The sequence below is a fragment of the Streptomyces sp. NPDC048278 genome, assembly GCF_040652195.1.
In the GTDB taxonomy this organism is placed as follows: Bacteria; Actinomycetota; Actinomycetes; order Streptomycetales; family Streptomycetaceae; genus Streptomyces.
This window is the reverse complement of record NZ_JBEZLP010000002.1, coordinates 363,000-387,612: the sequence shown is the minus strand read 5'-3', so window position 1 is coordinate 387,612 and position 24,613 is coordinate 363,000. Positions and strand designations below refer to the sequence as shown.

Annotated in this window: 19 protein-coding genes and 1 riboswitch; of the genes, 11 read left to right on the top strand and 8 right to left on the bottom strand. The window is 70.8% G+C overall.

Translation table 11 applies throughout. The features are described 5' to 3' along the window. The first annotated feature begins 180 nt into the window (after positions 1–180). The 7 genes from AB0D74_RS05270 to AB0D74_RS05240 all read left to right on the top strand — a co-directional run bounded on the left by AB0D74_RS05270 (position 181) and on the right by AB0D74_RS05240 (position 7,016). On the top strand, positions 181–1,029 hold the full coding sequence (locus AB0D74_RS05270) for a M24 family metallopeptidase (RefSeq protein WP_362580738.1): 849 nt from the start codon (positions 181–183) through the stop codon (positions 1,027–1,029). Next, entirely contained in the window at positions 1,026–2,786 is a 1,761-nt protein-coding gene (locus AB0D74_RS05265; protein WP_362580736.1) for an SDR family oxidoreductase, read from the top strand. The genes AB0D74_RS05270 and AB0D74_RS05265 overlap by 4 nt, the downstream gene beginning before the upstream one ends. Positions 2,787–2,975: 189 nt before the next feature. Further along, positions 2,976–3,923, top strand: coding sequence for a MerR family transcriptional regulator (locus AB0D74_RS05260; protein WP_362580734.1), 948 nt, complete (start codon positions 2,976–2,978; stop codon positions 3,921–3,923). A 121-nt stretch (positions 3,924–4,044) separates the two neighbouring features. Next, positions 4,045–4,620 (top strand): RNA 2'-phosphotransferase, encoded by a 576-nt coding sequence (locus AB0D74_RS05255; protein WP_362580733.1) that lies wholly within the window; start codon positions 4,045–4,047, stop codon positions 4,618–4,620. Positions 4,621–4,713: 93 nt separating this feature from the next. Next, positions 4,714–5,112: a hypothetical protein gene (locus AB0D74_RS05250; RefSeq protein WP_362581007.1), complete on the top strand. Its 399-nt coding sequence runs from the start codon at positions 4,714–4,716 to the stop codon at positions 5,110–5,112. 42 nt (positions 5,113–5,154) lie between these two features. Then, positions 5,155–6,057 carry an LLM class flavin-dependent oxidoreductase gene (locus AB0D74_RS05245; RefSeq protein ID WP_362580731.1) on the top strand — a complete coding sequence of 301 codons (903 nt, stop codon included), beginning with the start codon at positions 5,155–5,157 and terminating at the stop codon, positions 6,055–6,057. A 71-nt stretch (positions 6,058–6,128) separates the two neighbouring features. Continuing rightward, entirely contained in the window at positions 6,129–7,016 is an 888-nt protein-coding gene (locus AB0D74_RS05240; RefSeq protein WP_362580729.1) for an HAD-IIB family hydrolase, read from the top strand. Between the two features lie 66 nt (positions 7,017–7,082). Here the strand turns inward: AB0D74_RS05240 and cydD are convergent, their stop codons facing one another. The 4 genes from cydD to hisC form a co-directional block, all read right to left on the bottom strand. After that, positions 7,083–10,910 carry a thiol reductant ABC exporter subunit CydD gene (gene cydD, locus AB0D74_RS05235; protein WP_362580727.1) on the bottom strand — a complete coding sequence of 1,276 codons (3,828 nt, stop codon included), beginning with the start codon at positions 10,908–10,910 and terminating at the stop codon, positions 7,083–7,085. A gap of 50 nt (positions 10,911–10,960) precedes the next feature. Beyond that, positions 10,961–11,968 carry a cytochrome d ubiquinol oxidase subunit II gene (gene cydB, locus AB0D74_RS05230; protein ID WP_362580725.1) on the bottom strand — a complete coding sequence of 336 codons (1,008 nt, stop codon included), beginning with the start codon at positions 11,966–11,968 and terminating at the stop codon, positions 10,961–10,963. A gap of 18 nt (positions 11,969–11,986) precedes the next feature. Further along, on the bottom strand, positions 11,987–13,495 hold the full coding sequence (locus AB0D74_RS05225) for a cytochrome ubiquinol oxidase subunit I (protein WP_362580723.1): 1,509 nt from the start codon (positions 13,493–13,495) through the stop codon (positions 11,987–11,989). A gap of 272 nt (positions 13,496–13,767) precedes the next feature. Next, positions 13,768–14,847 carry a histidinol-phosphate transaminase gene (hisC, locus tag AB0D74_RS05220; RefSeq protein ID WP_362580721.1) on the bottom strand — a complete coding sequence of 360 codons (1,080 nt, stop codon included), beginning with the start codon at positions 14,845–14,847 and terminating at the stop codon, positions 13,768–13,770. A 438-nt stretch (positions 14,848–15,285) separates the two neighbouring features. Here hisC and AB0D74_RS05215 point away from each other — a divergent pair, with 438 nt between their 5' ends. From AB0D74_RS05215 to AB0D74_RS05205, 3 genes are all read left to right on the top strand, one after another. Next, a complete protein-coding gene (locus AB0D74_RS05215) occupies positions 15,286–16,398 on the top strand; it encodes a LacI family DNA-binding transcriptional regulator (RefSeq protein WP_362580719.1) in 1,113 nt (370 codons plus the stop codon). A 255-nt stretch (positions 16,399–16,653) separates the two neighbouring features. Then, positions 16,654–17,742, top strand: a complete 1,089-nt coding sequence (locus tag AB0D74_RS05210; protein ID WP_362580717.1) for a metallophosphoesterase — start codon at positions 16,654–16,656, stop codon at positions 17,740–17,742. Positions 17,743–17,923: 181 nt separating this feature from the next. Then, a complete protein-coding gene (locus AB0D74_RS05205; RefSeq protein ID WP_362580715.1) occupies positions 17,924–18,793 on the top strand; it encodes a hypothetical protein in 870 nt (289 codons plus the stop codon). A gap of 117 nt (positions 18,794–18,910) precedes the next feature. Here the strand turns inward: AB0D74_RS05205 and thiC are convergent, their stop codons facing one another. After that, positions 18,911–20,713, bottom strand: a complete 1,803-nt coding sequence (thiC, locus tag AB0D74_RS05200; RefSeq protein WP_362580713.1) for a phosphomethylpyrimidine synthase ThiC — start codon at positions 20,711–20,713, stop codon at positions 18,911–18,913. Further along, a riboswitch (TPP riboswitch) is annotated at positions 20,706–20,883 on the bottom strand. (Overlaps the previous gene by 8 nt.) Before the next feature lie 71 nt (positions 20,884–20,954). On the opposite strand from thiC, the gene AB0D74_RS05195 reads away from it, so the two are divergent. Then, positions 20,955–22,559: a YibE/F family protein gene (locus AB0D74_RS05195; protein WP_362580711.1), complete on the top strand. Its 1,605-nt coding sequence runs from the start codon at positions 20,955–20,957 to the stop codon at positions 22,557–22,559. Positions 22,560–22,724: 165 nt separating this feature from the next. On the opposite strand, the gene AB0D74_RS05190 is transcribed toward AB0D74_RS05195, so the two are convergent. From AB0D74_RS05190 to AB0D74_RS05180, 3 genes are all read right to left on the bottom strand, one after another. Further along, a complete protein-coding gene (locus AB0D74_RS05190) occupies positions 22,725–23,162 on the bottom strand; it encodes an SsgA family sporulation/cell division regulator (RefSeq protein WP_362580710.1) in 438 nt (145 codons plus the stop codon). A gap of 98 nt (positions 23,163–23,260) precedes the next feature. Continuing rightward, positions 23,261–24,049, bottom strand: a complete 789-nt coding sequence (locus tag AB0D74_RS05185) for a helix-turn-helix domain-containing protein (protein WP_362581005.1) — start codon at positions 24,047–24,049, stop codon at positions 23,261–23,263. Positions 24,050–24,260: 211 nt separating this feature from the next. After that, positions 24,261–24,473 (bottom strand): DUF5326 family protein, encoded by a 213-nt coding sequence (locus AB0D74_RS05180; protein WP_089100495.1) that lies wholly within the window; start codon positions 24,471–24,473, stop codon positions 24,261–24,263. Positions 24,474–24,613 lie beyond the last annotated feature (140 nt).

Here is a 24,613-nt window from a genome sequence, read left to right as displayed (position 1 = left end):
GTCTTGACGTCAGCCTCGAGTATTACGGGGCCCTAGGGGATCCCCTGCTTGAGAGTTACGCAGAGTTGTCCACAGGCCTTTCCCCGTCTATTGACGCCGCCTCTAACAACTGTCACATTCATCGGTGTCAAGTTACGGGCACGTACCGCAGTCGACGGAGACGGGGACGGGACGGGGCGGATGACGACGGCAGCGGCATCGAAGGAAGAACGCACCACGGAGCTCCAGGGTTTCCGGCGGGTGCAGCGGCTCGCGTACGAGTGCGCGGAGGCGGTCGCCGCCCGGCTGGAGCCGGGGATCACCGAGCGCGAGGCGGCCCGGATGCAGCGCGAGTGGCTGCGCGCGCGGGGTGTGCGGGACTGGTTCCACCTCCCCTTCGCCTGGTTCGGCGACCGCACGGCGTTCACGAACTTCCGCATCCCGCTGCAGTTCTTCCCGACCGACCGCCGGCTCGAGCCCGGCATGCCGTTCATCCTCGACATGGCACCGGTGTTCGAGGGCTGCACGGCCGACATCGGCTACTCGGGCTCCCTCGGGCCCAACCCCGTGCAGGACCGGCTGATGGCCGACCTGGAGGCACACCGGGAGCTGATCCTGCGCGAGGTGCGCGAGCGGCGTCCGCTGCGCGAGATCTACGAGGACGTGGACCGTCTGATGGTCCGCCAGGGCTACGCCAACCGGCACCGCGCGTACCCGTTCGGGGTGATCGCCCACAAGGTGGACCGGGTGCGGCAGCGCCGCTGGTCACCGCACCTCTTCGGGTTCGGCACCCAGTCCCTGAAGGGGCTCGCGGCCGACGCGCTGCACGGCCACCGCGAGGGCTGGTCGCCCCTGTGGTCGCCGTACCGGTTCTCCGACCACCCGCCGCAGCCGGGCCTGTGGGCGGTCGAACCGCACCTCGGCTTCCGCGGCACGGGCGCCAAGTTCGAGGAGATCCTCGTGGTCACCGACTCCCGGGACCCCGAGCAGGGCGCCTTCTGGCTGGACGACGATCTGCCGCACATGCGGCGCTGGGCGGAGGACAAGTGACGGCACTGGAAGGCGCGCGCGAGCGCCGGGTACACACGGGCGGCGTCGACCTGTGCGTGGCGGAGCTGGGCGACCCGGCGGACCCGACGGTCGTCCTGGTCCACGGCTACCCGGACAGCAAGGAGGTCTGGTCCGAGGTCGCGACCCGGCTCGCCGGCCGCTTCCACGTCGTCCTGTACGACGTCCGCGGCCACGGCCGCTCCACGGCCCCGCAACCCCTGCGCGGCGGCTTCACCCTCGCCAAGCTCACGGACGACTTCCTGGCGGTGCTCGACGCGGTCAGCCCGGACCGCCCGGTCCACCTCGTCGGCCACGACTGGGGCTCGGTGCAGTCCTGGGAGTTCGCCACGGTGGGGCGCACGCAGGGCCGTATCGCCTCCTTCACGTCGATGTCCGGGCCGTCCCTGGACCACTTCGGGCACTGGATCGACGCGCGCGTGCGGCGCCCGACCCCCCGCCGGGTGGGCCAGCTGCTCGGCCAGGGCGCCAAGTCCTGGTACGTGTACCTGCTGCACACCCCCGCGCTGCCCGAACTGGCCTGGCGGGGCCCGCTCGGCAAGGCCTGGCCGAGGATCCTGCAACGGGCCGAGAAGCTCCCGCCGGGCGACTACCCGACGGCCTCCCTGCCCTCCGACGCGGCACACGGCGCCTGGCTGTACCGCGACAACGTACGGGCCCGGCTGCGCCGCCCGCGCGAGGACGCGTACGCGCACGCGCCCGTGCAGCTCATCACACCCCTCGGCGACGCGTTCCTCTCCGAGCGGCTCTACGACGACCTGGAGCACTGGGTACCCCGGCTCACCCGGCGCACCCTGCCCGACAAGCACTGGATCCCGCGCACCCGGCCGGACCAGGTGGCGGCCTGGATCGAGGAGTTCGTGCGGTCGGTGGAGGACGGCCCGGGGGCGGAGCCGAAGCCCGCCGACCGCCATGCCCAGCGGTTCGGCGGCCAGTTGGTGCTGGTCACCGGCGCGGGCAGCGGCATCGGGCGGGCGACGGCGTTCGCGTTCGCGGAGGCGGGCGCGCGGGTGGTGGCGGTGGACCGGGACGCGGAGGCCGCCGCCCGCACCGCCGAGCTGTCCCGGCTGGCCGGCGCGGCGGACGCGTGGGCGGAGACGGCCGACGTCTCCGACGAGCAGGCCATGGAGAAGCTCGCGGAGAAGGTCCACCGCGAGTACGGCGTCCTGGACGTGCTGGTCAACAACGCCGGCATCGGCCTGTCGGGCTCCTTCTTCACGACGACGACGGAGGACTGGCAGCGGGTCCTCGACGTCAACCTCTGGGGCGTGATCCACGGTTGCCGCCTCTTCGGGGCCCGGATGGCGGACCGCGCCCAGGGCGGCCACATCGTCAACGTCGCGTCGGCGGCGGCCTACCAGCCCTCCCGCGCCCTGCCGGCCTACAGCACCTCCAAGGCGGCGGTCCTGATGCTGTCCGAGTGCCTGCGCGCCGAACTGGCCTCCCGGCGCATCGGGGTGACGGCGATCTGCCCCGGCTTCATCAACACCAACATCACGTCGACGGCCCGCTTCACCGGGGTCGACGAGGAGGAACAGCGCCGCCGTCAGCAGCGCTCGGCCAAGCTGTACGCGATGCGCAACTACCCGCCCGAGAAGGTCGCCTCAGCGATCCTGGACGCGGTGGAACACAACCGCGCGGTCGTACCGGTGACGGCGGAGGCACGGGGGATGCGGGTGCTTTCGCGGGTGGCGCCGGGGGTGTTGAGGAGGCTCGCGAGGGTGGAGCCACGGTTGTAGGGGGCCGTGCTTCGGCTGCGGGCCGGTGGGGACCGCTCGCGCAGTTCCCCGCGCCCCTTACGGGGCTGTCCAGCTGCGGGCAGTCGTGCCGCTGGGGCGGCACGGGTGGGCACAGCGGCACCCTGCCAGCGCCAGCAAGCGTCCCCACCCCCGGCCCCACCCCACCCGCACCACCCAAGGAACCCCCACATGACCGACCCCCCGGCCACCCCCACCCTCCGCATCGAGGACCTCGCCCACCTCTCCCGCACCACCGTCCGAACCATCCGTGCCTACCAGGACAAGGGCCTCCTCCCCCGCCCCGAACGCCAGGGCCGCGCCAACCTCTACTCCGACGCCCACCTCACCCGCCTCCACCAGATCGCCGACCTCCTCTCCCGCGGCTACACCCTCGCCTCCATCAAGGAGTTGCTCGACGCCTGGGACACCGGCCGCGGCCTGGCCGGCGTCCTCGGGCTGGTCACCGAGGCCGAGGGCCCCTGGACCGACGAGGAACCGGTGCGCCTGAGCCGCGCGGATCTGGACGCCCGCTTCGGCGGCACCCCCGACGACGCGGCCGTGGCCGAGGCCGTGGCCCTCGGCGTACTGGAACCGGTGGCCGACGACCCCGGCTCCTTCCTCGTCCCGAGCCCCCAGGAGCTCGCCGTGGCAGCCGAGTTGTACGCGGCCGGCGTCCCGCTCCTCGCGATCTCCGAGCACCTGCGGGAGTTGAGACTCCAGGTCGAGCACATAGCCGCCCGTTTCCTGGAGTTCACCACCGAACACGTCTTCGCCCGCTACCTCGACGACCCCGGCCACCGCACCGACGCCGGCGCGGCCGAGGCGGCCTCGCTCGTACGGCGCCTGCGCCCCCTGGCCCGGCAGACGGTGGACGCCGAACTGGCCCGCGCCATGCGCCTGTTCGCGACCCGCGAGGTACGCCGGCAGCTCGGCGCGGAAGAGCAGCCGAAAACCCCGGACGAGACGCGTCCCGTGTCCCTCCCCGTCGGGACGATTCAGGCCGTGCGACGCCTCGTTGGCCCGGACCGCATCGCGGAGTTCATCGCACTGGCGGCCGAACGCGAGGTCGGGGCACGACAGTTGGACACCCTCGCCACAGATCACCGCCCTGTTAACGATCTTGACGAAACACCGTGAAATGCCCAGTACTTGTCCACAACTCGGCCAATTTCCTTGTGGATAACCGCACTTGGTTGTGGATCAAACCTGCGGCAAAAAATATCTGCGTGATCCGCGTCTCGCCCGGCACGCTGATGGCATGAACGCGAGACACAACGAAGGAACGCGGGACGAGCGGCGCACCGTGAAGGTGTCGAAGTACCTCTCGAAACACCTGCGCCACCAGCCCGAACGCATCGGGCTCCGCCTGGACGAGGCGGGCTGGGTGGAGATCGACACGCTGCTCGCGGCGGTGGCGGCGCACGGTTTCCCGGTCAGCCGCGAGGAACTGGACCACGTCGTCGCCGCCAACGACAAGCAGCGGTTCGCGATCGAGGGCACCCGGATCCGCGCCAGCCAGGGCCACAGCATCGACGTCGACCTCGGACTGCCCCCGGCGACCCCGCCGCCGTACCTCTACCACGGCACCGTCGCACGGAACCTGGAGGCGATCCGGAGCGAGGGCCTCAAGCCGATGAACAGGCACGACGTGCATCTGTCGGCGGACCGGGAGACCGCGACACGGGTCGGTGCCCGACGCGGACGCCCGGTCGTGCTGTCGGTCGACACGGGCGCGATGCACCGGGACGGGCACGTCTTCCACATCAGCGCGAACGGGGTGTGGCTGACGCGGACCGTACCGCCGAAGTACCTGCGCTTCCCCGATCCGCACTGACCCCGGCATCATGAGTGGTATGGACCATTCGGAGTACCAGGACGCCAGGAGCACCTTCCGACCACCCAGGCGGCCGTCACCGCGGTCCGCGCGATCGCCGCCGAGTACGGCCGCGAGATCGAGGTGACCCATGACATCGGCGCCGACCAGACCTCGCGCCGCAGCGCGGCGGGCTTCGGCGTCACCCTGGACCCGGACGGTTCGCTGCCGCACGAGGCGTACGCCGAGTTCGGCGGGGTGCCCCGGGTGAGCGTACGGCTCTACCCCGACGACGACGCGCTGATCACCGTCGAAGGCGTCGAGTACCACGACGTCCCGCGCGACGACGTGCCCACGTTCCTGCGCTCCGTCTTCGGCGGCCTGGCCCACGTCCGGACCCGCCGCTTCCCGCCCGCCGCATGGCTGGTCGTGCCCCTGCCCGGGGACCGCACCTACAAGGAGCACCTCACCGTCGGCCTGCTCACGCCGTGGCTGAACAGCCGCATACGGTGACCGTTTCGTCCGCCGTCACCGGGTCCCCTTAGTCTCGGACGCATGAGTCTGCGTCTGAGCACCGTGATCCTCCCGTACCGCCGCTGGAGCGAGGGCGGCAGCGCCGCCTGGACGCGGGCCGAGGAACTGGGCTTCCACACCGCCTACACCTACGACCACCTGTCCTGGCGCAGCTTCCGGGACGGCCCGTGGTTCGGGGCGATCCCGACGCTGACCGCCGCCGCGGCCGTCACCGACCGGCTGCGCCTCGGCACGCTCGTCACCTCGCCGAACTTCCGGCATCCGGTGCCCCTCGCCAAGGAGCTGATCTCCCTCGACGACATCTCCGGCGGCCGGTTCACCCTCGGCATCGGCGCGGGCGGCAACGGTTTCGACGCCACCGCGCTCGGCCAGGAGCCGTGGACCCCGCGCGAGCGCGCCGACCGGTTCGCCGAGTTCGTGCCGCTGCTCGACCGGCTGCTCACCGAGGACTCCGTGACGTACGAGGGCGCGTTCTACTCGGCCCACGAGGCGCGCGACATTCCCGGCTGCGTGCAGCGGCCCCGGCTGCCCTTCGCGGTCGCCGCCACCGGCCCGCGCGGGCTGAAACTGGCCGCGCGGCACGGCCAGGCATGGGTGACCACCGGCGACCCGAAGCTGTACGAGAACGGCACGCCCGAGCAGTCGGTGGAGGCGCTCCGCGGGCAGCTGGGCAAGCTCGCCGAGGCCTGCGCGGCGATCGGCCGGGACGTGACCGGTCTGGACAAGGTCCTGCTCACCGGGTTCACCCCGGACCGCGGCCGTCCCCTGGAATCCCTGGACGCCTTCGTGGACTTCGCCGGCCGCCACCAGGAGCTGGGCTTCACCGAGCTGGTGATCCACTGGCCCATCCCCGACTCGGACTTCGCGGCCGAGCAGAAGGTCTTCGAGCAGATCGCCATGGAGGCCCTGGCCCAACTCGCCTGAGGCGCGGCCGAGGGCCCTGCGGAGTCGTCTGTGTCTCATCTGTGCGCCCGCCCGCACGGCCGTGCGGGCATATGCGCGAGAATAGCCCGGTGACCTCAGCGACCCGACAGCCCGAGACCCCTGCCTTCGCGACCCCGCCCCGGCTGATCGCCACCGATCTCGACGGCACCCTGCTGCGCGACGACAAGTCGGTCTCCCCGAGGACGGTCGCCGCGCTGGCCGCCGCCGAGGAGGCCGGTGTCGAGGTCTTCTTCGTCACCGGCCGCCCGGCCCGCTGGATGGACGTCGTCAGCGACCACGTCCACGGCCACGGCCTGGCGATCTGCGGCAACGGCGCGGCCGTGGTCGACCTGCACGGCGGCCCCGGCGCCCACCGCTTCGTGAAGGTGCGCGACCTGGCCCGGGAGAACGCACTGGACGCGGTACGGCTGCTGCGCGAGGCCGCGCCCGGCACCGTGTACGCGATCGAGCAGACCTACGGCTTCCACCAGGAGCCCGCCTATCCCAAGCTGCACCTGGAGATACCGGACCACCTGCTCGTCGCCGAGGAGATCCTCGCGGCCGACGGTCCGAGCGCCGGCGAGCCCGTGCTCAAGATCCTCGCCTACCACCCCGACCTGGACCCCGACGCGTTCCTCACGCTCGCCCGCCTCGCCATCGGCGAGCGCGCCACCGTCACCCGGTCCAGTCCCAGTGCCCTGCTGGAGATCAGCGGCCCGGGCGTCTCCAAGGCCAGCACGCTCGCCCTGGAGTGCGCGGAGCGCGGCATCTCGCCCGCGGAGGTCGTCGCCTTCGGGGACATGCCCAACGACGTCGAGATGCTGACCTGGGCCGGCCAGTCGTACGCCATGGGCAACGCCCACCCCGCCGCGGTCGCCGCCGCCTCCGGCCGCACGGTCGCCAACAACGAGGACGGGGTGGCCGTCGTGATCGAGGAGCTGCTCGCCGCCCGCGCCTGAGACCACCCGCCGCGCCGGCCACCGCAGTACCGGGCCACCGCGCTACCGGGCCGCCGGGCCACCGCACTAGCGGGCTCCGACCAGCGAATCCGCCGCGGCCTCCCGCTCCGCCATGTCCCGCAGTGGCCCGGCCGTGGCGGCAAGCTCCGCGTAGCTCCCGCGCTGCACCACCCGACCCGCGTCGAGGACGATCACCTCGTCCACGGCTTCCAGGCCCGCCAGCCGGTGCGTGACGAGCAGTGTCGTACGGCCCTCGGTGGCGGCCAGCAGGTCCGCGGTGAGCGCGTCCGCCGTGGGCAGGTCGAGATGCTCGGCCGGCTCGTCCAGCACCAGCACCGGGAAGTCGGCGAGCAGGGCCCGGGCGAGCGCCAGCCGCTGCCGCTGCCCGCCGGACAGCCGCGCCCCGTGCTCGCCTACGAGGGTGTCGAGCCCGTCGGGCAGCCCGTCCACCCAGTCGAGCAGCCGGGCCCGGCCCAGCACGTCCCGCAACTCCTCCTCGGTGGCGCCCTTCCGGGCGAGCAGCAGGTTCTCCCGCACGGAGCTGTCGAAGAGGTGCGCGTCCTGGGCGCACAGCCCGACGAGCCGCCGTACGTCGTCGCTGTCCATGCCGTACGCGTCGACGCCGGCGAGCGTGTAGGAGCCCGCGCCCGGGTCGAGGAACCGCAGCATGACCTGGGCGAGGGTCGACTTGCCGGCGCCGGACGCACCGACCACGGCGACCCTGCGCCCCTCGTGCAGGGTGAGGTCGAGCCCGGCGAGCGCGTCCCGCGACTGCCCCGGGTACCGGGCCGTCAGGCCCTTGAGGACGACCGGGAAGGGCGTGGCGGGCGCCTGACGCGGTCGCTCCGGCTCCCGCACGGGCTCGGGCGCGTCCAGCACCTCGTAGACGCGCTCGGCGCTCCTGCGCACCCGCTGCCGGTGCCGCACGGCCAGAGGCAGACCCAGTACGGCCTCGAAGGCGGCCAGCGGCGTGAGCACGACGACCGCCATCACCACCCCGCTCAGCCGGCCGTCGGCGACCCCCTGGGCCCCCAGCAGCGCGGTGGCCGCGACGGTCAGGCCGGTCAGCAGCGCGGTCAGCCCGTCACCGAGTGCGGTGGCCGTGGCCCCGCGCGAGGCGATCCGGGTGAGCGTGCCGTCGGCCCGCCGGGCCGCGTCGGTACGGGCCGGCAGCGCACCGGCGACGGTCAGTTCGGCGGTGCCGGTGAGCAGGTCGGTGACCCGGGTGGCGAGCAGCCCGCGGGCCGGTGCCAGCCGGTGTTCGGTGCGCCGGGCCACGGCCGAGGTCACCAGCGGAACGCCGACACCGGCCGCCAGCAGCCCCGCCGCGAGCGCGGCCCCGGCCTCGGGCAGGAGCCATGCCGTGAAGCCCACGGCCCCGGCGGACACCGCCACCGCGGCTCCGGCGGGCAGCAGCCACCGCAGCCAGTAGTCCTGCAGGGTATCCACGTCGGCGACCAGCCGGCTGAGCAGGTCGCCCCGCCTGGTCGCCCGCAGCCCGGCGGGCGCAAGCCGCTCCAGCCGCCGGTACACGGCGACCCTCGTGTCGGCCAGCATCCGCAGCACCGCGTCGTGCGACACCAGCCGCTCGCCGTACCGGAACACGGCCCGCCCGATGCCGAAGGCCCGCGTGGCCGTCACGGCGACCATCAGATACAGCACCGGCGGCTGCTGCGAGGCCCGCGAGATCAGCCACCCGGAGGTCGCCATCAGCCCGACGGCACTGCCGAGCGCGAGAGCCCCCAGCAGAAGCGCAAGCAGCAACCGCCCCCGCCGGGCCCCGGAGGCGGCTCGAACCCGGCCCAGCACACTCCATGGCCGCCCACCCCCCGACTCCACAAAGCCACCCACACCCCGCCCACCCTGTTCCGCCGCTTCCCCTTCCTCCCCTCCGAACCGCTCCACACCGTCGCCTTCCCACCCTCCGGGCCGCTCCGCACCCCGGCCTTCCCACCCTCCAAGCCGCTCCACACCGTCGCTTCCCGGCCCACCGAGCCGCTCCACACCCTCGCTTCCCGCCCCCGCGAGCCGCTCCGCAGCCTCGCCCTCGCGCTGGCCGAGTCGCTCCCCAACCTCGTGTCCCGATCGCCCGAGCCGGTCCGAGTGCTCGCTTCCCGGCCCACCGAGCCGCTCCACACCGTCGCTTTCCGGCCCGCCGAGCCCCTCCGCGACCTCGCCTTCCGACTGACCGAGTCGGGTGGTGGGTGGGCGAAGGTTCTGGGGGTCCAGGGGGCGGAGCCCCCTGGGTGCCTCGCTGCCGGAGACCCGCACCACCCGGTCCGCCACCGAGAGCAGCGCCGGCCGGTGCACCACCAGCAACACCGTCCGCCCCTCGGAGAGCCGCCGTACCGCCGCCACGACCTCCCCCTCGGTCGCCCCGTCCAACGCAGCCGTCGGCTCATCCAGCAACAGCACGGGCCGGTCTGCCAGAAACGCCCGCGCCAACGCCAGCCGCTGCCGCTGCCCCGCGGACAGACCGGCCCCGTCCTCGCCGAGCACCGTCTCCGCCCCCTCCGGCAGCGCCTCCACGAACTCCAGCGCCCCCGCATCCCGCAGCGCCCCCCGGACGGCGTCGTCGTCCGCGTCGGGGCGCGCGAGCCGTACGTTCTCGGCGATCGTCCCGGCGTACAGATGCGGTCGCTGCGGCACCCATGCGATCCGCGACCGCCACTCCGCCAGGTCGACGTCGGCGAGATCGGCGTCCCCGACCCGCACCCGCCCCCGCGCCGGCCGCACGAACCCCAACAGGACGTTCAGCAGCGTCGACTTGCCCACACCGCTCGGGCCGACCAGTGCGACGGTCTCCCCGGGCTCGACCGTGAACGACACGTCGGTCACCGCGTCCGCCGAGCGCCCCGGGTAGCGGACCGTCACCCCGTCGAAGGCCAGAGCAGCACCGCTGGGCACCGCACCGGCCCCGGGCACCGGCACCGGCGTCTCCAGTACCGCGAAGATCTCCTCCGCCGCCGCCAGCCCCTCCGCCGCCGCGTGGAACTGGGCGCCCACCTGCCGCAACGGCAGATACGCCTCGGGCGCCAGGATCAGGATGACCAGCCCGATGTACAGGTCCATGTCGCCGTGGACCAGCCGCATGCCGATGGTCACGGCGACCAGCGCCACCGACAGCGTGGCGAGCAGTTCCAGCGCGAACGACGAGAGGAAGGCGATCCGCAGCGTCCGCATGGTCGCCTGCCGGTACTCGCCGGTGATCCGGCGGATGGACTCGGCCTGCGCCCTGGCCCGGCCGAACACCTTCAGCGTGGGAAGGCCGGAGACCACGTCCAGGAAGTGGCCGGAGAGCCGGGACAGCAGCCGCCACTGACGTTCCGTCCGGGACTGGGTCGCCCAGCCGATCAGGACCATGAAGAGCGGGATCAGCGGCAGGGTCCCGACGATGATCGCCGCGGACACCCAGTCCTCGGTGACGACCCGCGCCAGCACCGCGACCGGTACGACCACCGCCAGCCCCAACTGCGGCAGGTAGCGCGAGAAGTAGTCGTCGAGGGCGTCGACCCCGCGCGTGGCGAGGGTGACCAGCGACCCCGTCCGCTGACCGCTCAGCCAGCCGGGACCGAGCGCCACGGCCCGGTCGAGGAGCCGGCCCCGCAGCTCGGACTTGACCGCCGCGCTCGCCCGGTGCGCGGCGAGTTCGGTGAGCCAGGAGACCAGCGCCCGGCCGACGGCCACAGCCACCAACAGCAGCAGAGGAGTGCGGAGTTCGGAGACGGAGTGACCGTGCTGGAAGGCACCGACGACCACCTCGGCGATCAGCATGGCCTGGGCGATGACCAGCCCGGCGCCCACGACACCGAGGCCGACGACGGCCACCAGGAAGAGCCGGGTGGCACGGGCGTAACGCAGCAGACGGGGATCAATAGGTTTCACGTGAAACATGCCCTTCGACCCGGAGTGGGTGTTTCACGTGAAACACCCACTCCTCGGACTCAGTGCGCGGCTTCGGTCGCGATGTGCTGCGTACCGATCCGCTTGCGGAACACCCAGTAGGTCCAGCCCTGGTAGAGCATGACGAGCGGCGTGGCGATCGCCGCGAGCCACGTCATGATCTTCAGGGTGTACGGACTCGACGAGGCGTTGGTGACCGTGAGGTTCCAGTCCCCGTTGAGCGACGACGGCATGACGTTCGGGAAGAGCGAGAGGAAGAGCATCGCCACGGCGGCCACGATGGTCACACCGGACAGGGCGAACGCCCATCCCTCGCGCCCCCGCAGGTTGGCCCCGAGGGCGGCCACCAGCGCGGCGACCGCCACGATCAGCGCCACCAGGCTCTTGCCGTCACCGCTGTCGGCCTGGGTCCACAGCAGGAACGCCAGCGCCAGTGCGGCGGCGAGGACCCCGACCTTGGTCGCCAGCTTCCGCGCCCGTACCCGGATGTCACCGACCGTCTTGAGTGCGGTGAACACCGAGCCGTGGAAGGTGAACAGGGTCAGCGTCACCAGTCCGCCCAGCAGGGCGTAGGGGTTGAGCAGGTCCCAGACCGTGCCGACGTACTCGAAGTTCCGGTCGATCTTCACCCCGTGCACGATGTTCCCGAAGGCCACGCCCCACAGGAACGCCGGGATCAGCGAGGTCCAGAAGATCGCGGTCTCCCAGTTGCGCTGCCAGTTCTCCTCGGGCCGCTTCGCGCGGTACTCGAAGGCGACGCCCCGGACGATCAGGCAGACCAGGATGACCAGCAGGGGCAGATAGAAGCCGGAGAAGAGCGTGGCGTACCACTCGGGGAAGGCGGCGAAGGTCGCGCCGCCCGCCGTGAGCAGCCACACCTCGTTGCCGTCCCAGACCGGGCCGATCGTGTTGATCAGCACCCGCTTCTCCAGGCGGTCCCGGGCGAGCAGCTTGGTGAGGATGCCGACCCCGAAGTCGAATCCCTCCAGGAAGAAGTAGCCGGTCCACAGGACGGCGATCAGGACGAACCAGACGTCGTGAAGTTCCATGACTGCGTCTCCCTCGGCCTAGTACGAGAAGGCCATCGGCTTGTCGGCGTCACGGGCCTCGCCGCCGATCTTCGTGGGCGGGTTGAGGTCGTCCTCGGTGAGCTCGGGCGGGCCCGCCTTCACGTACTTCACGAGCAGCTTGACCTCGACGACGGCGAGGACGGCGTAGAGCGCGGTGAAGGTGATCATCGAGATGAGGATCTCGGTCTGGGAGACACCGGGGGAGACCGCGTCGCGGGTCTGGAGGACGCCGTAGACGACCCAGGGCTGGCGGCCCATCTCGGTGAAGATCCAGCCCCAGGAGTTGGCTATCAGCGGGAAGCCCAGCGTCCAGATCGCCACCAGCCAGTAGAGCCTGCCGAGCTTGGGGCTGAGGGCCTTGTTCCTGAAGAGGACCAGGTTCGGCACCTCGTCCTCACCGACCCGCAGGTGCTGGGGCAGCATGAACTTCTTGCGGGTCAGCCAGAGTCCGGCCAGGCCGATGGCGAAGGAGGCCATGCCGAAGCCGATCATCCAGCGGAACGCCCAGAAGGTGACCGGGACGATGGGCCGGTAGTCGCCGGCGCCGTACTTCTGCTGCTCGGCCTTGTTGGTGTCGTTGATGCCGGGCACGTACGAGTTGAAGTCGTCGTCGGCGAGGAACGACAGCACGCCCGGGACGGAGAGTTCCACGGTGTTGTGGCCCTTGCTCACGTCGCCGTAGGCGAAGATCGAGAACGGCGCCGATTTCTGGCCGTCCCACAGGGCTTCGGCGGCGGCCATCTTCATCGGCTGCTGCTTGAACATGACCTTGCCGAGGGTGTCGCCGCTGACCGCGGTGAGCAGACCGCCGATGACCACGGTGATCAAGCCGAGGCGCAGCGAGGTCTTCATCACGCCGATGTGCTTCTTGCGGAACAGGTGGAAGGCGGCGATGCCGACCATGAACGCGCCGCCGGTGAGGAAGCAGGCGCTCAGCGTGTGGAAGGCCTGGGCCAGCGCGGTGTTCTGGGTGAGGACGGCCCAGAAGTCGGTGAGTTCGGCCCGCCCCTTCGCCTTGTTGATCTTGTAGCCGACAGGGTGCTGCATCCACGAGTTGGCCGCGAGGATGAAGTACGCGGACAGGATCGTGCCGATGGAGACCATCCATATGCAGGCCAGGTGGATCTTCTTGGGCAGCTTGTCCCAGCCGAAGATCCACAGCCCGATGAAGGTGGACTCGAAGAAGAAGGCGATCAGCGCCTCGAAGGCGAGCGGAGCACCGAAGATGTCACCGACGAACCGCGAGTAGTCGGACCAGTTCATGCCGAACTGGAACTCCTGCACGATGCCGGTGACCACACCCATCGCGATGTTGATCAGGAAGAGCTTGCCCCAGAACTTGGTCGCCCTGAGGTACTTCTCCTTCTCCGTGCGCACCCAGGCGGTCTGCAGGCCGGCCGTGAGGGCGGCCAGCGAGATCGTCAGCGGGACGAACAGGAAGTGGTAGACGGTGGTGATGCCGAACTGCCAGCGCGCCAGTGTCTCCGGCGCCAGAGCCAGGTACACGTCGTCAGTCTCCTTACGTCGCCGTGGTACAGCGGCACTTCGCCCCCTTTGTCGCGTACATCACGGAACAAACGGGACGCGCTTGTGAATGCATTCACATTCACAAGCCATTATGGCGCACTCACTCTCGAACATCGAAGGGGGGTCGCACTTGAGCCTTCCGGCCCCACCGGAGCATGCGAACGGGGCCGCTCGGCCCTCGTTCCGGCCGTGCGACCCCGCACACCCCACACCGCCGGACCGCGGGGTGCCCCGCCGCGGCCCCGCGGACGCTACAGCTCCTTGCGGAACGCCTCCGTCACCTTCAGGAAGATGTCGTTCGCCTCGGTCTCTCCGATCGTCACCCGCGCCCCCTCGCCCGGGAACGGCCGGACGACCACGCCGTGCTCCTCGCAGAGCTGCGCGAAGCCGGTCGTGCGCTCCCCCAGCCGCAGCCACACGAAGTTGGCCTGGGTCTCGGGCACCGTCCAGCCCTGCCCGCGCAGCGACTCGACCACGCGCTGCCGCTCGCACACCAGCGAGCCGACCCGGCCCAGCAGCTCGTCCTCGGCCCGCAGCGAGGCGATCGCCGCCTCCTGGGCGAGCTGGCTCACACCGAAGGGAACCGCCGTCTTGCGCAGCGCCGCCGCCACCGGCTCGTGCGCGATCGCGAAGCCGACGCGCAGCCCGGCGAGGCCGTACGCCTTGGAGAAGGTCCGCAGCACGCAGACGTTCGGCCGCTCACGGTAGATCTGCACGCCGTCGGGCACCTCGGGGTCGCGGATGAACTCCCGGTAGGCCTCGTCCAGGACCACCAGCACGTCGCCCGGCACCCGGTCAAGGAACCGCTCCAGTTCGGCCCGCTTCACGACCGTACCGGTCGGGTTGTTGGGGTTGCAGACGAAGATCAGGCGGGTGCGGTCGGTGATCGCGTCGGCCATCGCGTCCAGGTCGTGCACATCGCCGGGGGTGAGCGGCACCTGGACCGACCGGGCGCCACTGATCTGCGTGATGATCGGATAAGCCTCGAAGGACCGCCACGCGTAGATCACCTCGTCGCCCGGCCCACTGGTCGCCTGGATCAACTGCTGGGCGACACCGACCGACCCGGTGCCGGTGGCCAGGTGCCCGAGCGGGACGCCGAAGCGGTCCGAGAGCTCGTTCACCAGCCCGGTGCACGCCAGGTCCGGGTAGCGGTTGAAGGAGGAGGCCGCCGCGGTGACGGACTCCATCACGCCGGGCAGCGGGGGGTACGGGTTCTCGTTGGAGGAGAGCTTGTACGCGACCGGGCCGCCGGCCGCGGCCGGCTTGCCCGGCTTGTAGGTGGGGATACCCTCCAGCTCGGCGCGCAGCTTGGGGCTCGTCTCGCTCACCGCAGTCCTCCTCGCGACCACCGGCGGACCGTCCGCGCCGCCGGCATCCAATACTGCTCACCTTATGAGGATTCGGCGCCGCCGAGTACTGCGGAAGTTCCGGTGCAGCACCGGACCGGCGAACCCCGTCCGTCCCACTGGCATCACGGGCATCACCGTACGAAGGCGCATTTATCGGGGGCGCGCCCTACATATATCTACGCGCCGGTGGCTCACGCCGTGGCGCGCATCACCCGTGCAGGTGAGTTGAGACCTCTTCGAGACATCGGGCACTTGGCAGGCCCATCCGTGCCGACAAGTCACGTCTCCCTATTGGATCGTTCAACTGACTTTCTTTCTAAGGAAGTTGACCCTGTTTGACCTTGCAGAAACGTGCCTGTCAACGCGTGCATATGCGTCCGCACTACCCCACCGCATGAGCCCTACTATCGGCTCGCCATGACAGCAGCAGGGAAGCACCAGGTGAGCCGCGCGGAAACCTCTCGGCGAGGCAGCCGGCCGGGCCGGGCGGGCATCAGAGACGTGGCCGCCGCCGCCGGAGTCTCCATCACGACCGTCTCCGACGCCCTGAACGGCAAGGGGCGGCTCCCGGATGCCACCCGGCGCCACGTCAGAGAGGTCGCCGACCGGCTGGGGTACCGCCCCTCGGCCGCCGCCCGCACCCTCCGTACCGGGAAGTCGGGACTCATCGGCCTGACCGTGACGACGTACGGGGATGAACCTTTCACCTTCACCGAGTTCGCGTACTTCGCCGAGATGGCGCGGGCCGCCACCTCGGCCGCGCTCGCCCGTGGCTACGCCCTGGTGATCCTGCCCGCGACCTCGCGCCACGACGTGTGGTCGAACGTCGCCCTGGACGGCACGGTCGTCATCGACCCCTCCGACCAGGACCCGGTGGTCAGCGAACTGGTCCGGCAGGGCCTGCCGGTGGTCTCCGACGGCCGCCCGGCCGGCTCGCTCCCGGTCACCGCCTGGGTGGACAACGACCACGAGGCCGCCGTCCTCGGCATCCTCGACCACCTCGCCGACGCCGGCGCCCGCCGCATCGGCCTGCTCACCGGCACCACGACGGACACGTACACGCACCTGTCGACCACCGCCTACCTGCGCTGGTGCGAGCGGGTCGGCCAGGACCCGGTCTACGAGGCCTACCCGGCCCACGACCCGTGCGCGGGCGCCGTCGCCGCCGACCGGCTGCTGGCCCGGCCGGACCGCCCCGACGCCGTCTACGGACTGTTCGACCCCAACGGCACCGACCTGCTCGCCGCCGCCCGCCGCTACGGACTGCGCGTCCCCGACGACCTGCTCCTGGTGTGCTGCAGCGAGTCGACCGTGTACGCCAACACCGAGCCGCCCATCACCACGCTCTCCCTGAAGCCGCGCCGCATCGGCACGGCGGTGGTGCAGCTGCTCATCGACGCGATCGAGGGGGTCGAGTCGGACCAGCCGGTCGAGCAGGTGATACCGACCGAACTGATCGTGCGTACCTCCTCCCAGCGACGCGCGCAGCGCACCACGGTCAGCCCGCCGCGGGCACCGGAGGAGGAGTAGCACGGACACGCGGAGATCGGGGCGGCACGGCCGCCGGGCGTCCTCGGACGGCGGCCGGCAGCCGGTCGGCGGGTGGTCGAACCCCTGCCCAACCGGGGCGAAAGCCACGCTGAACTGGAGTCCTGCCCGGATTCACCACCCCTGGGTCATCACACGGCGCGACGGGCATTCCTATGATGGGCCCACGACACCGCGGGCCGCTGCGACCAGGCAGTCCGAAGCGGTGCAGATGCGGCGCGATGGTGGAGGGGTCTGATGACTCAGGGGGCCGGTCAGGGACCCGAGGCGGAGCGGACGGCGACGTTGCGCGACTTCCGGGTGCCCGGGTACGTCAACGAGACCGGTCCGTACGCCGCCAGCAGCCACCCCGGTGACGTCGTCCCACCGCTCGACGACATGTACCCCGAGGGGTATCCGGACGGGTACACGCCCACCCAGCGCGACCTGCCGGTCATCAACCGCGGCGACACGCTCCAGACGTCCGTCGAACCGGCCGCCGCCGCGACCGCGCAGCCCGCGGACGAGCCCGGCCCGCTGTACGTCGTCGGTGACGTGCACGGCTACTTCGACGAACTGCTCGCCGCGCTGCGGGAGCAGGGCCTGATCGACGCGGACGGGCACTGGTGCGCGGGCGTCGCCCGGCTCTGGTTCCTCGGCGACTTCACCGACCGGGGTCCGGACGGTATCGGCGTCATCGACCTGGTGATGCGGCTGTCCGCCGAGGCGGCGGCGGCCGGCGGCTACTGCAAGGCCCTCATGGGCAACCACGAGCTGCTGCTGCTCGGCGCCAAGCGGTTCGGCGACACACCGGTCAACTCCGGCGCGGGCACCGCCACCTTCCAGGCGGCCTGGCTGCTCAACGGCGGCCAGAAGACCGACATGGACCGGCTCCAGGACCACCACCTCCAGTGGATGGCCCGGCTGGACGCCGTCGAGGAGGTCGACGGGTACCTGCTGGTCCACTCCGACACCACCGCCTACCTCGACTACGGCGACTCGATCGAGGCGGTCAACGACACGGTCCGCGAGACCATCACGCGCAATGACGCGGACGAGGTGTGGGATCTCTTCCGCAAGTTCACCAAGCGCTTCTCCTTCCGCGACGAGGGGGGTGCAGACGCCGTCCGTTCCCTCCTCGATACGTACGGCGGTACCCGTATCGTTCACGGACACAGCCCGATTCCCTATCTGCTGGGCGAAGTCGGCTCCGAGGAGGGCGAAGAGGGCAGCGGCCCCGTTGTGGAGGGACCGCACGTCTACGCCGACGGACTCGCCATCGCCATGGACGGCGGCGTGACCATGGCCGGAAAGCTGCTGGTGAGGCAACTCCCGCTGAACGCCTGAGCGTCAGGCGGGCAGTTTCATCCCCCCGACGTCACACACGGGCCACCCCCAATTTCCGGCAACCCCCTGTCACCGCGTGCCGTAACGGCTCTACCATCGGTTTATCCGTAGCAGGCTCCCCTCCGTTTCTGCCCGACGGCTCGCCGGCGTGCGAGCCACCAGCCCTACGGAGCATCGGGGGATGCACATGAACAGCGTTCCGCAGCACCTGCACAGCGAGGACCGCCAGGAATACGAGCGGATCCTCGACGAGGCGCTGCGCTCCGCCCCTTACCGTTCCGAACTGGCCGGTATAGGCCAGCATCTGAACACCGAACAGCTGCGCACCATGGCGCTCAACGCCACCGCACTGATCACGGCGGCTGCGGCGACCGAGTACCAGCACTATGTGAAGGTCCGCGAGGAACTGCGCAATCCCGCGCGGTCCACCCCGGCCGCCGTCCAGGACTCCGGTTCCGCGGAACCGGGCCCGGGCGGTGCGCTGGGGCTCGCCACCACCATCGGCGAGGCCGCCGAGACCACCGGTGCCGGGGGCTTCGCCCTCGCCCTGGTCCTGGCGCCGGTGCTCGCCGGCACCGCCGCGGCGATCTTCCTGCTCGTCGGCTACGTCCTGAAGATGCTGGACCCGGCCCCGGCGTTCGCCCAGACCATGCTCACCGCGGGCTGGGTGTTCGGCGTCGTGACCGCGGCTGCCATCATCATGGCCGGCGTGGGGCTGCTGCTCACCGCACTGCGCAACAGCCCCTCACTGGAGGCCGGAGCCTACGGCGAACCCGACGGGGAGGTGGCCAGGGCCCGGGAGGCCTGGCGGGACGCCCTGCTGGAGCGTGGCATCCTGCCTTTCCTGCGGGAGGCGCTGGCCGCGGACTCCGGCACGGCCGGACTGCGCCGCACCGCCCCCTCGGGCCCAGTGGGCCGGATGCCGCGTCTCGGCTACGACCGCCCCGGCTTCAGCACCGACGACGGCGCCGCACCCGCCCCCCGCCCGAGCTTCACCAGCCCGGACTACACCAGCCCGGACTTCGGAGGCCCGGAACACCTGCCGGAATAGCCCGGCTTGCGCCCCCGCCGAGGGGGCGCAGGCCGGACACCCGGTCCACGAGACCGTGTCGGGGAAGCCGCCGGACACCGCGCTTCCCAGGGCTCCGGCACGCTCCCGATTCCGCCGTCAGTCCGCGATCGGCAGATACACCCGGTTCCCCGCCGCCGCGAACTCCTTCGACTTCTGCGCCATCCCCGCCTCGACCTCGGCCTGGCTCCCACCGTGTTCGCGACGGATGTCCTGGGAGATCTTCATCGAGCAGAACTTCGGCCCGCACATGGAGCAGAAGTGGGCCGTCTTCGCCGGCTCCGCCGGAAGCGTCTCGTCGTGGAACTCGCGGGCCGTGTCCGGGTCCAGGGCGAGGTTGAACTGGTCCTCCCACCGGAACTCGAAGCGGGCGTCGGACAGCGCGTCGTCCCACTCCTGCGCGCCCGGGTGACCCTTGGCGAGGTCGGCCGCGTGGGCCGCGATCTTGTAGGTGATGACGCCGGTCTTGACGTCGTCCCGGTTGGGCAGGCCCAGGTGCTCCTTCGGCGTGACGTAGCAGAGCATCGCCGTGCCCCACCAGGCGATCATCGCGGCGCCGATGCCGGAGGTGATGTGGTCGTACGCCGGCGCGACGTCCGTGGTCAGCGGGCCGAGGGTATAGAACGGAGCTTCATCGCAGATCTCCTGCTGAAGGTCGATGTTCTCCTTGATCTTGTGCATCGGGACATGGCCCGGGCCTTCGATCATCGTCTGTACGTGGAAACGCCTGGCGATCCGGTTGAGTTCCCCGAGCGTGCGCAGTTCCGCGAACTGGGCCTCGTCGTTGGCGTCCGCGATGGAGCCGGGGCGCAGCCCGTCGCCCAGTGAGTAGGTGACGTCGTAGGCGGCGAGGATCTCGCAGAGTTCCTCGAAGTTCTCGTACAGGAACGATTCCTTGTGGTGCGCGAGGCACCAGGCCGCCATGATCGAGCCGCCGCGCGAGACGATGCCGGTCTTGCGGTTGGCGGTGAGCGGCACGTACGGCAGGCGCACGCCCGCGTGGACGGTCATGTAGTCCACGCCCTGCTCGGCCTGTTCGATCACCGTGTCCTTGTAGATCTCCCAGGTCAGTTCCTCGGCCCTGCCGTCGACCTTCTCCAGCGCCTGGTAGAGCGGCACCGTGCCGATGGGGACGGGGGAGTTGCGCAGCACCCACTCGCGGGTGGTGTGGATGTTGCGGCCGGTGGAGAGGTCCATGACGGTGTCAGCGCCCCAGCGGGTCGCCCAGGTCATCTTCTCGACCTCCTCCTCGATGGAGGAAGTGACCGCGGAGTTGCCGATGTTGGCGTTGACCTTCACCAGGAACCGCTTACCGATGATCATCGGCTCGATCTCCGGGTGGTTGACGTTGGCGGGCAGTACGGCCCTGCCCGCCGCGATCTCCTCGCGGACCACCTCGGGAGAAACGTTCTCGCGGATGGCCACGTACTCCATCTCCGGGGTGATCTCGCCCCGGCGGGCGTAGGCGAGCTGCGTCACCGCCTCGCCTCCCCGGCTGCGGCGCGGCTGGCGCGGGCGGCCCGGGAAGACCGCGTCCAGGTTGCGCAGGCCACCGCGCGGCGAGGTGTGCTTGATTCCGTCGTCCTCGGGACGGACGGGCCGGCCCGCGTACTCCTCGGTGTCGCCCCGGGCGACGATCCAGTTCTCCCGCAGCGGCGACAGACCCCGGCGGACGTCGGTCTCGACGAGCGGATCGGTGTACGGGCCCGAGGTGTCGTAGAGCGTGACCGACTGCCCGTTGGTGAGGTGCACCTGACGGACCGGCACCCGCAGGTCGGGGCGAGAGCCCTCGACATACCCCTTGTGCCAGCCGATGGACTTCCCGGCCTCTGGTGACTTTTCGCCCGCAATGGGCTGTTCGTCCTGGCTGAAGGCAGGCGTGCGTACGTCCTTGTTGGTCATGAGACCTACTCCCTACGCCGGCATTACCCGGTAACAGGTTCGGCGGTCGACGCAGCGGCTTCCGTCGGGCGGCGTTCCATGTGAAACATCACTCGTTCCACGTGAAACATCGCGAATACGGAGGTCAGCGCCCTCTCAGCCCGGTGCTCCGAGCTCCCGCGTGTGCAAAGGTGCCTCCACGCTAGCGTCAATTCGGGCGCGGTGAACAGAGGGCCCCTGCCGTTCTTGCGATGATCGGGCGGTGACCTCGACACAGCAGCACCCCTATCCGCCCCCGGACCCGCGGCGCGGCAACGGCGCCCCGCAGGGCGGCGGACCCGGCCACGGGGGCCGTGGTGCCGGTGACGGACACATCCATGGGCAGGGCGAGCAGTACGACCGCGGGCAGGCTCTCAGCCACGCCCACCATCACGACAACGGCCATGCCCACGGCCACGACGAGGCCCAGGGCAACGGGGGCCACGGCCAGGCCCAGGGCCACTCGCCCGCTCCCGGCCCCGACCAGGGCGGCTCCGGGCCCGGCGGCGGTCACGGCCACTCGCACGGGCACAGCCACAGCCACGGCCCCGCCGCACCCGTCTCCAAGCATCTGCGCAAGGTCATCGCGGCGATCCTCATCCCCTTCACCGCGGCGGTCGTGGTCGGTCTGGTGGTGCTGTGGCCCGGCGGCGCCCCGCCCCACGAACGCACCGGCGTCGGCTTCGACCGCCAGACGCAGGCGGCGACGGTCACCAAGGTCGTCTCGGTCAGCTGCAAGTCGGTCAACGCCTCCGGAGGCGGCTCGACCGGCGACACCTCCACCGCCGACGGCACGTCCTCGAAGGAGGAGGACAGCACCTGCAAGAAGGCCACGGTCCGGGTCGACACCGGCAAGGACAAGGGCCGTACCTTCACCGAGATCGTGCAGCCCGACCAGTCGCGGCAGCTGCACGAGGGCGAGCAGGTCGTGGCCGCGTACGAGCCCTCCGCGCCCAGGGACCTGCAGTACTCGGTCACCGACGTGAACCGGAAGTTCCCGATGGCCCTGCTGGCCGGGATCTTCGCGCTCGCCGTCGTGGTGGTGGGGCGGCTGCGCGGTGTGATGGCGCTGGTCGCGCTGGCCGTCAGCTTCCTGGTGCTGACCATGTTCATCCTGCCGGGGATCCTGCAGGGTTCGAATCCGCTGCTGATGGCGGTGGTCGGGTCGAGCGCCATCATGCTGATCGCCCTGTACATCTGCCATGGGCTGTCGGCCCGGACCTCGGTGGCGGTGCTCGGCACGCTGGTCTCCCTGTGCCTGATCGGTCTGCTCGGCTCGGAGTTCATCGACTGGGCGGCGCTCACCGGCAACACCGACGACAACACCGGCCTGATCCACGGCCTGTACCCCTCGATCGACATGAGCGGCCTGCTGCTCGCCGGTGTCATCATCGGTTCGCTGGGCGTCCTGGACGACGTGACGGTGACCCAGACCTCGGCCGTCTGGGAACTGCACGAGGCCAACCCGACGATGGGCTGGCGCGGGCTGTACCGGGCGGGCATCCGCATCGGCCGCGACCACATCGCCTCCGTCGTCAACACCCTCGTGCTGGCCTACGCGGGCGCCGCCCTGCCCCTGCTGCTGCTCTTCTCGATCGCGCAGAGCAGTGTGGCCACGGTCGCCAACAGCGAGCTGGTGGCCGAGGAGATCGTGCGCACCCTGGTCGGCTCGATCGGCCTGGTCGCCTCGGTTCCGGTCACCACGCTGCTCGCGGCCCTGGTGGTCTCGGCCGACCGGCCGGGCACCGGGACGCCCGCGCCTGTGGAGGCCGCACCGGCCGCGTCTGCCGCGGCGCGCGGCGGGCGAGGGCGGCGCCGCAAGCGGTGAGGCGCGGTGGACGGCCCGGGAGAAGGCCGTCCACGAGGTGGGGGCGCGGACGGTGTACGGGCGGAACAGCGTTCCGGCAGGAGGCCGCACACGGAAGCGCAGAAGCGTTCCTGCGCTTCCTCACACGGCCCGGCCGAGCGGCGCGCGGCTCCGTGCCGTGACGCTTCAGCCGGCGCTCGGCTCCTCGGCCAGGATGCGGTCCAAGGCGTCGTCGAGGTGTGCGTCGAAGTCGGCGAGCGAGCCCTCCTGGCCGAGCGGCACCAGCTTGTCCGTGCGGTCGAGGAAGGCCACCAGCGGGGGCGCGGAAGACCGGAACACCGCCTGGTCGCCGCCGACCTGAAGCCGGATCAGCACCTCTCCCAGCACCTCGGAATCGGCGGGCGCGATGTGCACATCACCCTCCCCGCACGGCCTCCCCACCCCGTCGATCAGCAGCTCCCGGCCGAAGGCCCAGGTCACCGGGGCGTCCCCGGGCAGATGGAAGGTGAGCCGGACGGCATAGGGATCACAGGTCTCGTAGCGCAACTCCACGGGGATGCGGAAGGAGAGCTCCTCCGAGACGAGAAAGCTCATCATGACTTCTGCTTGTACGGACTCGCGCATGCCTACCCCGTCATATGACACCGACTGGCCGGGTTTTATCCCTTTGATGGTGGTCAAATCTTGCTGAAAGTACACGGGAGATCACAAGGAGTGAGTTTTCAGATACTGATAGCGATCGCCAGGGACCCCAGGTGCCGGCCCACTTCGGCCTGCAACTGGCGGACCGCGGGCAGCAGCCGGTCGGCCTGGTGGAGGGGGAGGGAGATGGCGATCGTGGCGGCCGTCGTGCCGACGGTGAGCGGAATCGCCGCACACACCGTCCCCAGTGCGTACTCCTGGCGCTCCACCACCGGCTCCATCCGCCGCGTCCGCTCCAGCCGTCGCAGCAGTGTCTGGTCGTCACGGACCGTGTACGGGGTGAGGGGCCGCGCGGGATAGCGGCGGAGATGGTCGCGGCGGACGTCCTGGTCCAGCTGGGAGAGGAGGCACTGGCCGACGGCGTGCGCGTGCCCGGTCTCACGGAAGCCGGCCCACTCCTCGACCGCCGGGATGGCCGGGGAGTCGGAGATGCTCATGACCTCGATCTCGCCGTCCCGGTACATGGCGTAGTACACCGGGACACCGATCGAATCCCGCCAGTGGGCAAGGGTGTCGACGACCGCGCTGCGACGTTTCTGCTGCGCCCCGCTGCTGCTCAGCCGCTCCGCCGCCTCACCGAGGAAGAACAGCCCCTTGTCACGGCGCAGATAGCCCTCGTGGACCAGGGTGCGCAACAGGTGGTAGGCGGTGGGCAGGGCGAGGCCCGTCTCGCGGGCCAGTTGTTTGGCGGGTGCCCCGTGTTCGTGTCCGGCGACGCGCTCCAGCAGGCGCATCGCGCGCTGCACGGAGCCGATGAGGGTGGCCGAATGCGGCTGCGCGGGGACGGCCGGGGAGGCCGGCCGCTGCACGGGGGGTGTGCCGGAACTGCGTCGGGTCGGGGGCGGAGGGTGTTCCGTGGGTGCGGAGGTGGCGTCAAGCGTGGCCAAGAGTCACTCCCGGAGCGCGAGGGGGTCAGCGACTCTAACCGTCCACCGACGCTCCCGGTCGGCCCGTACGGGAAACTTCCCTCGCCCGAGGGAACCGGTGACTCCTGTTACCGGTCACCGATTCCCGCGGTCCTCACCAGTCGCTCTTCGACGAGGAGTTCGACATGAACTTCCGCACGATGTAGATCAGGCCGCCGACCAGCGCCACGAAGATCAGCAGCTTGAAGAGGAGGAAGACCACCCAGCTGATCACGGCCGTGATCAGACCGCCGAACACCACCAGCGCGATGACCGGCACCGCGATCCACTTCACCCACCACGGCAGACCCGTGAAGATCTCTCGCATTGCCCTGTCCTCCGCCTTCTCGTGCGTTCCGGCACGTACGGTCTCGTGCGTCCCGCACGATGCGATGTCCTGCACCCGATGCTAGAGCCGCGAAGGGGGCGTACGGAGGCCCGGGATCCCTTGTCCTCCCCTGACCCTTC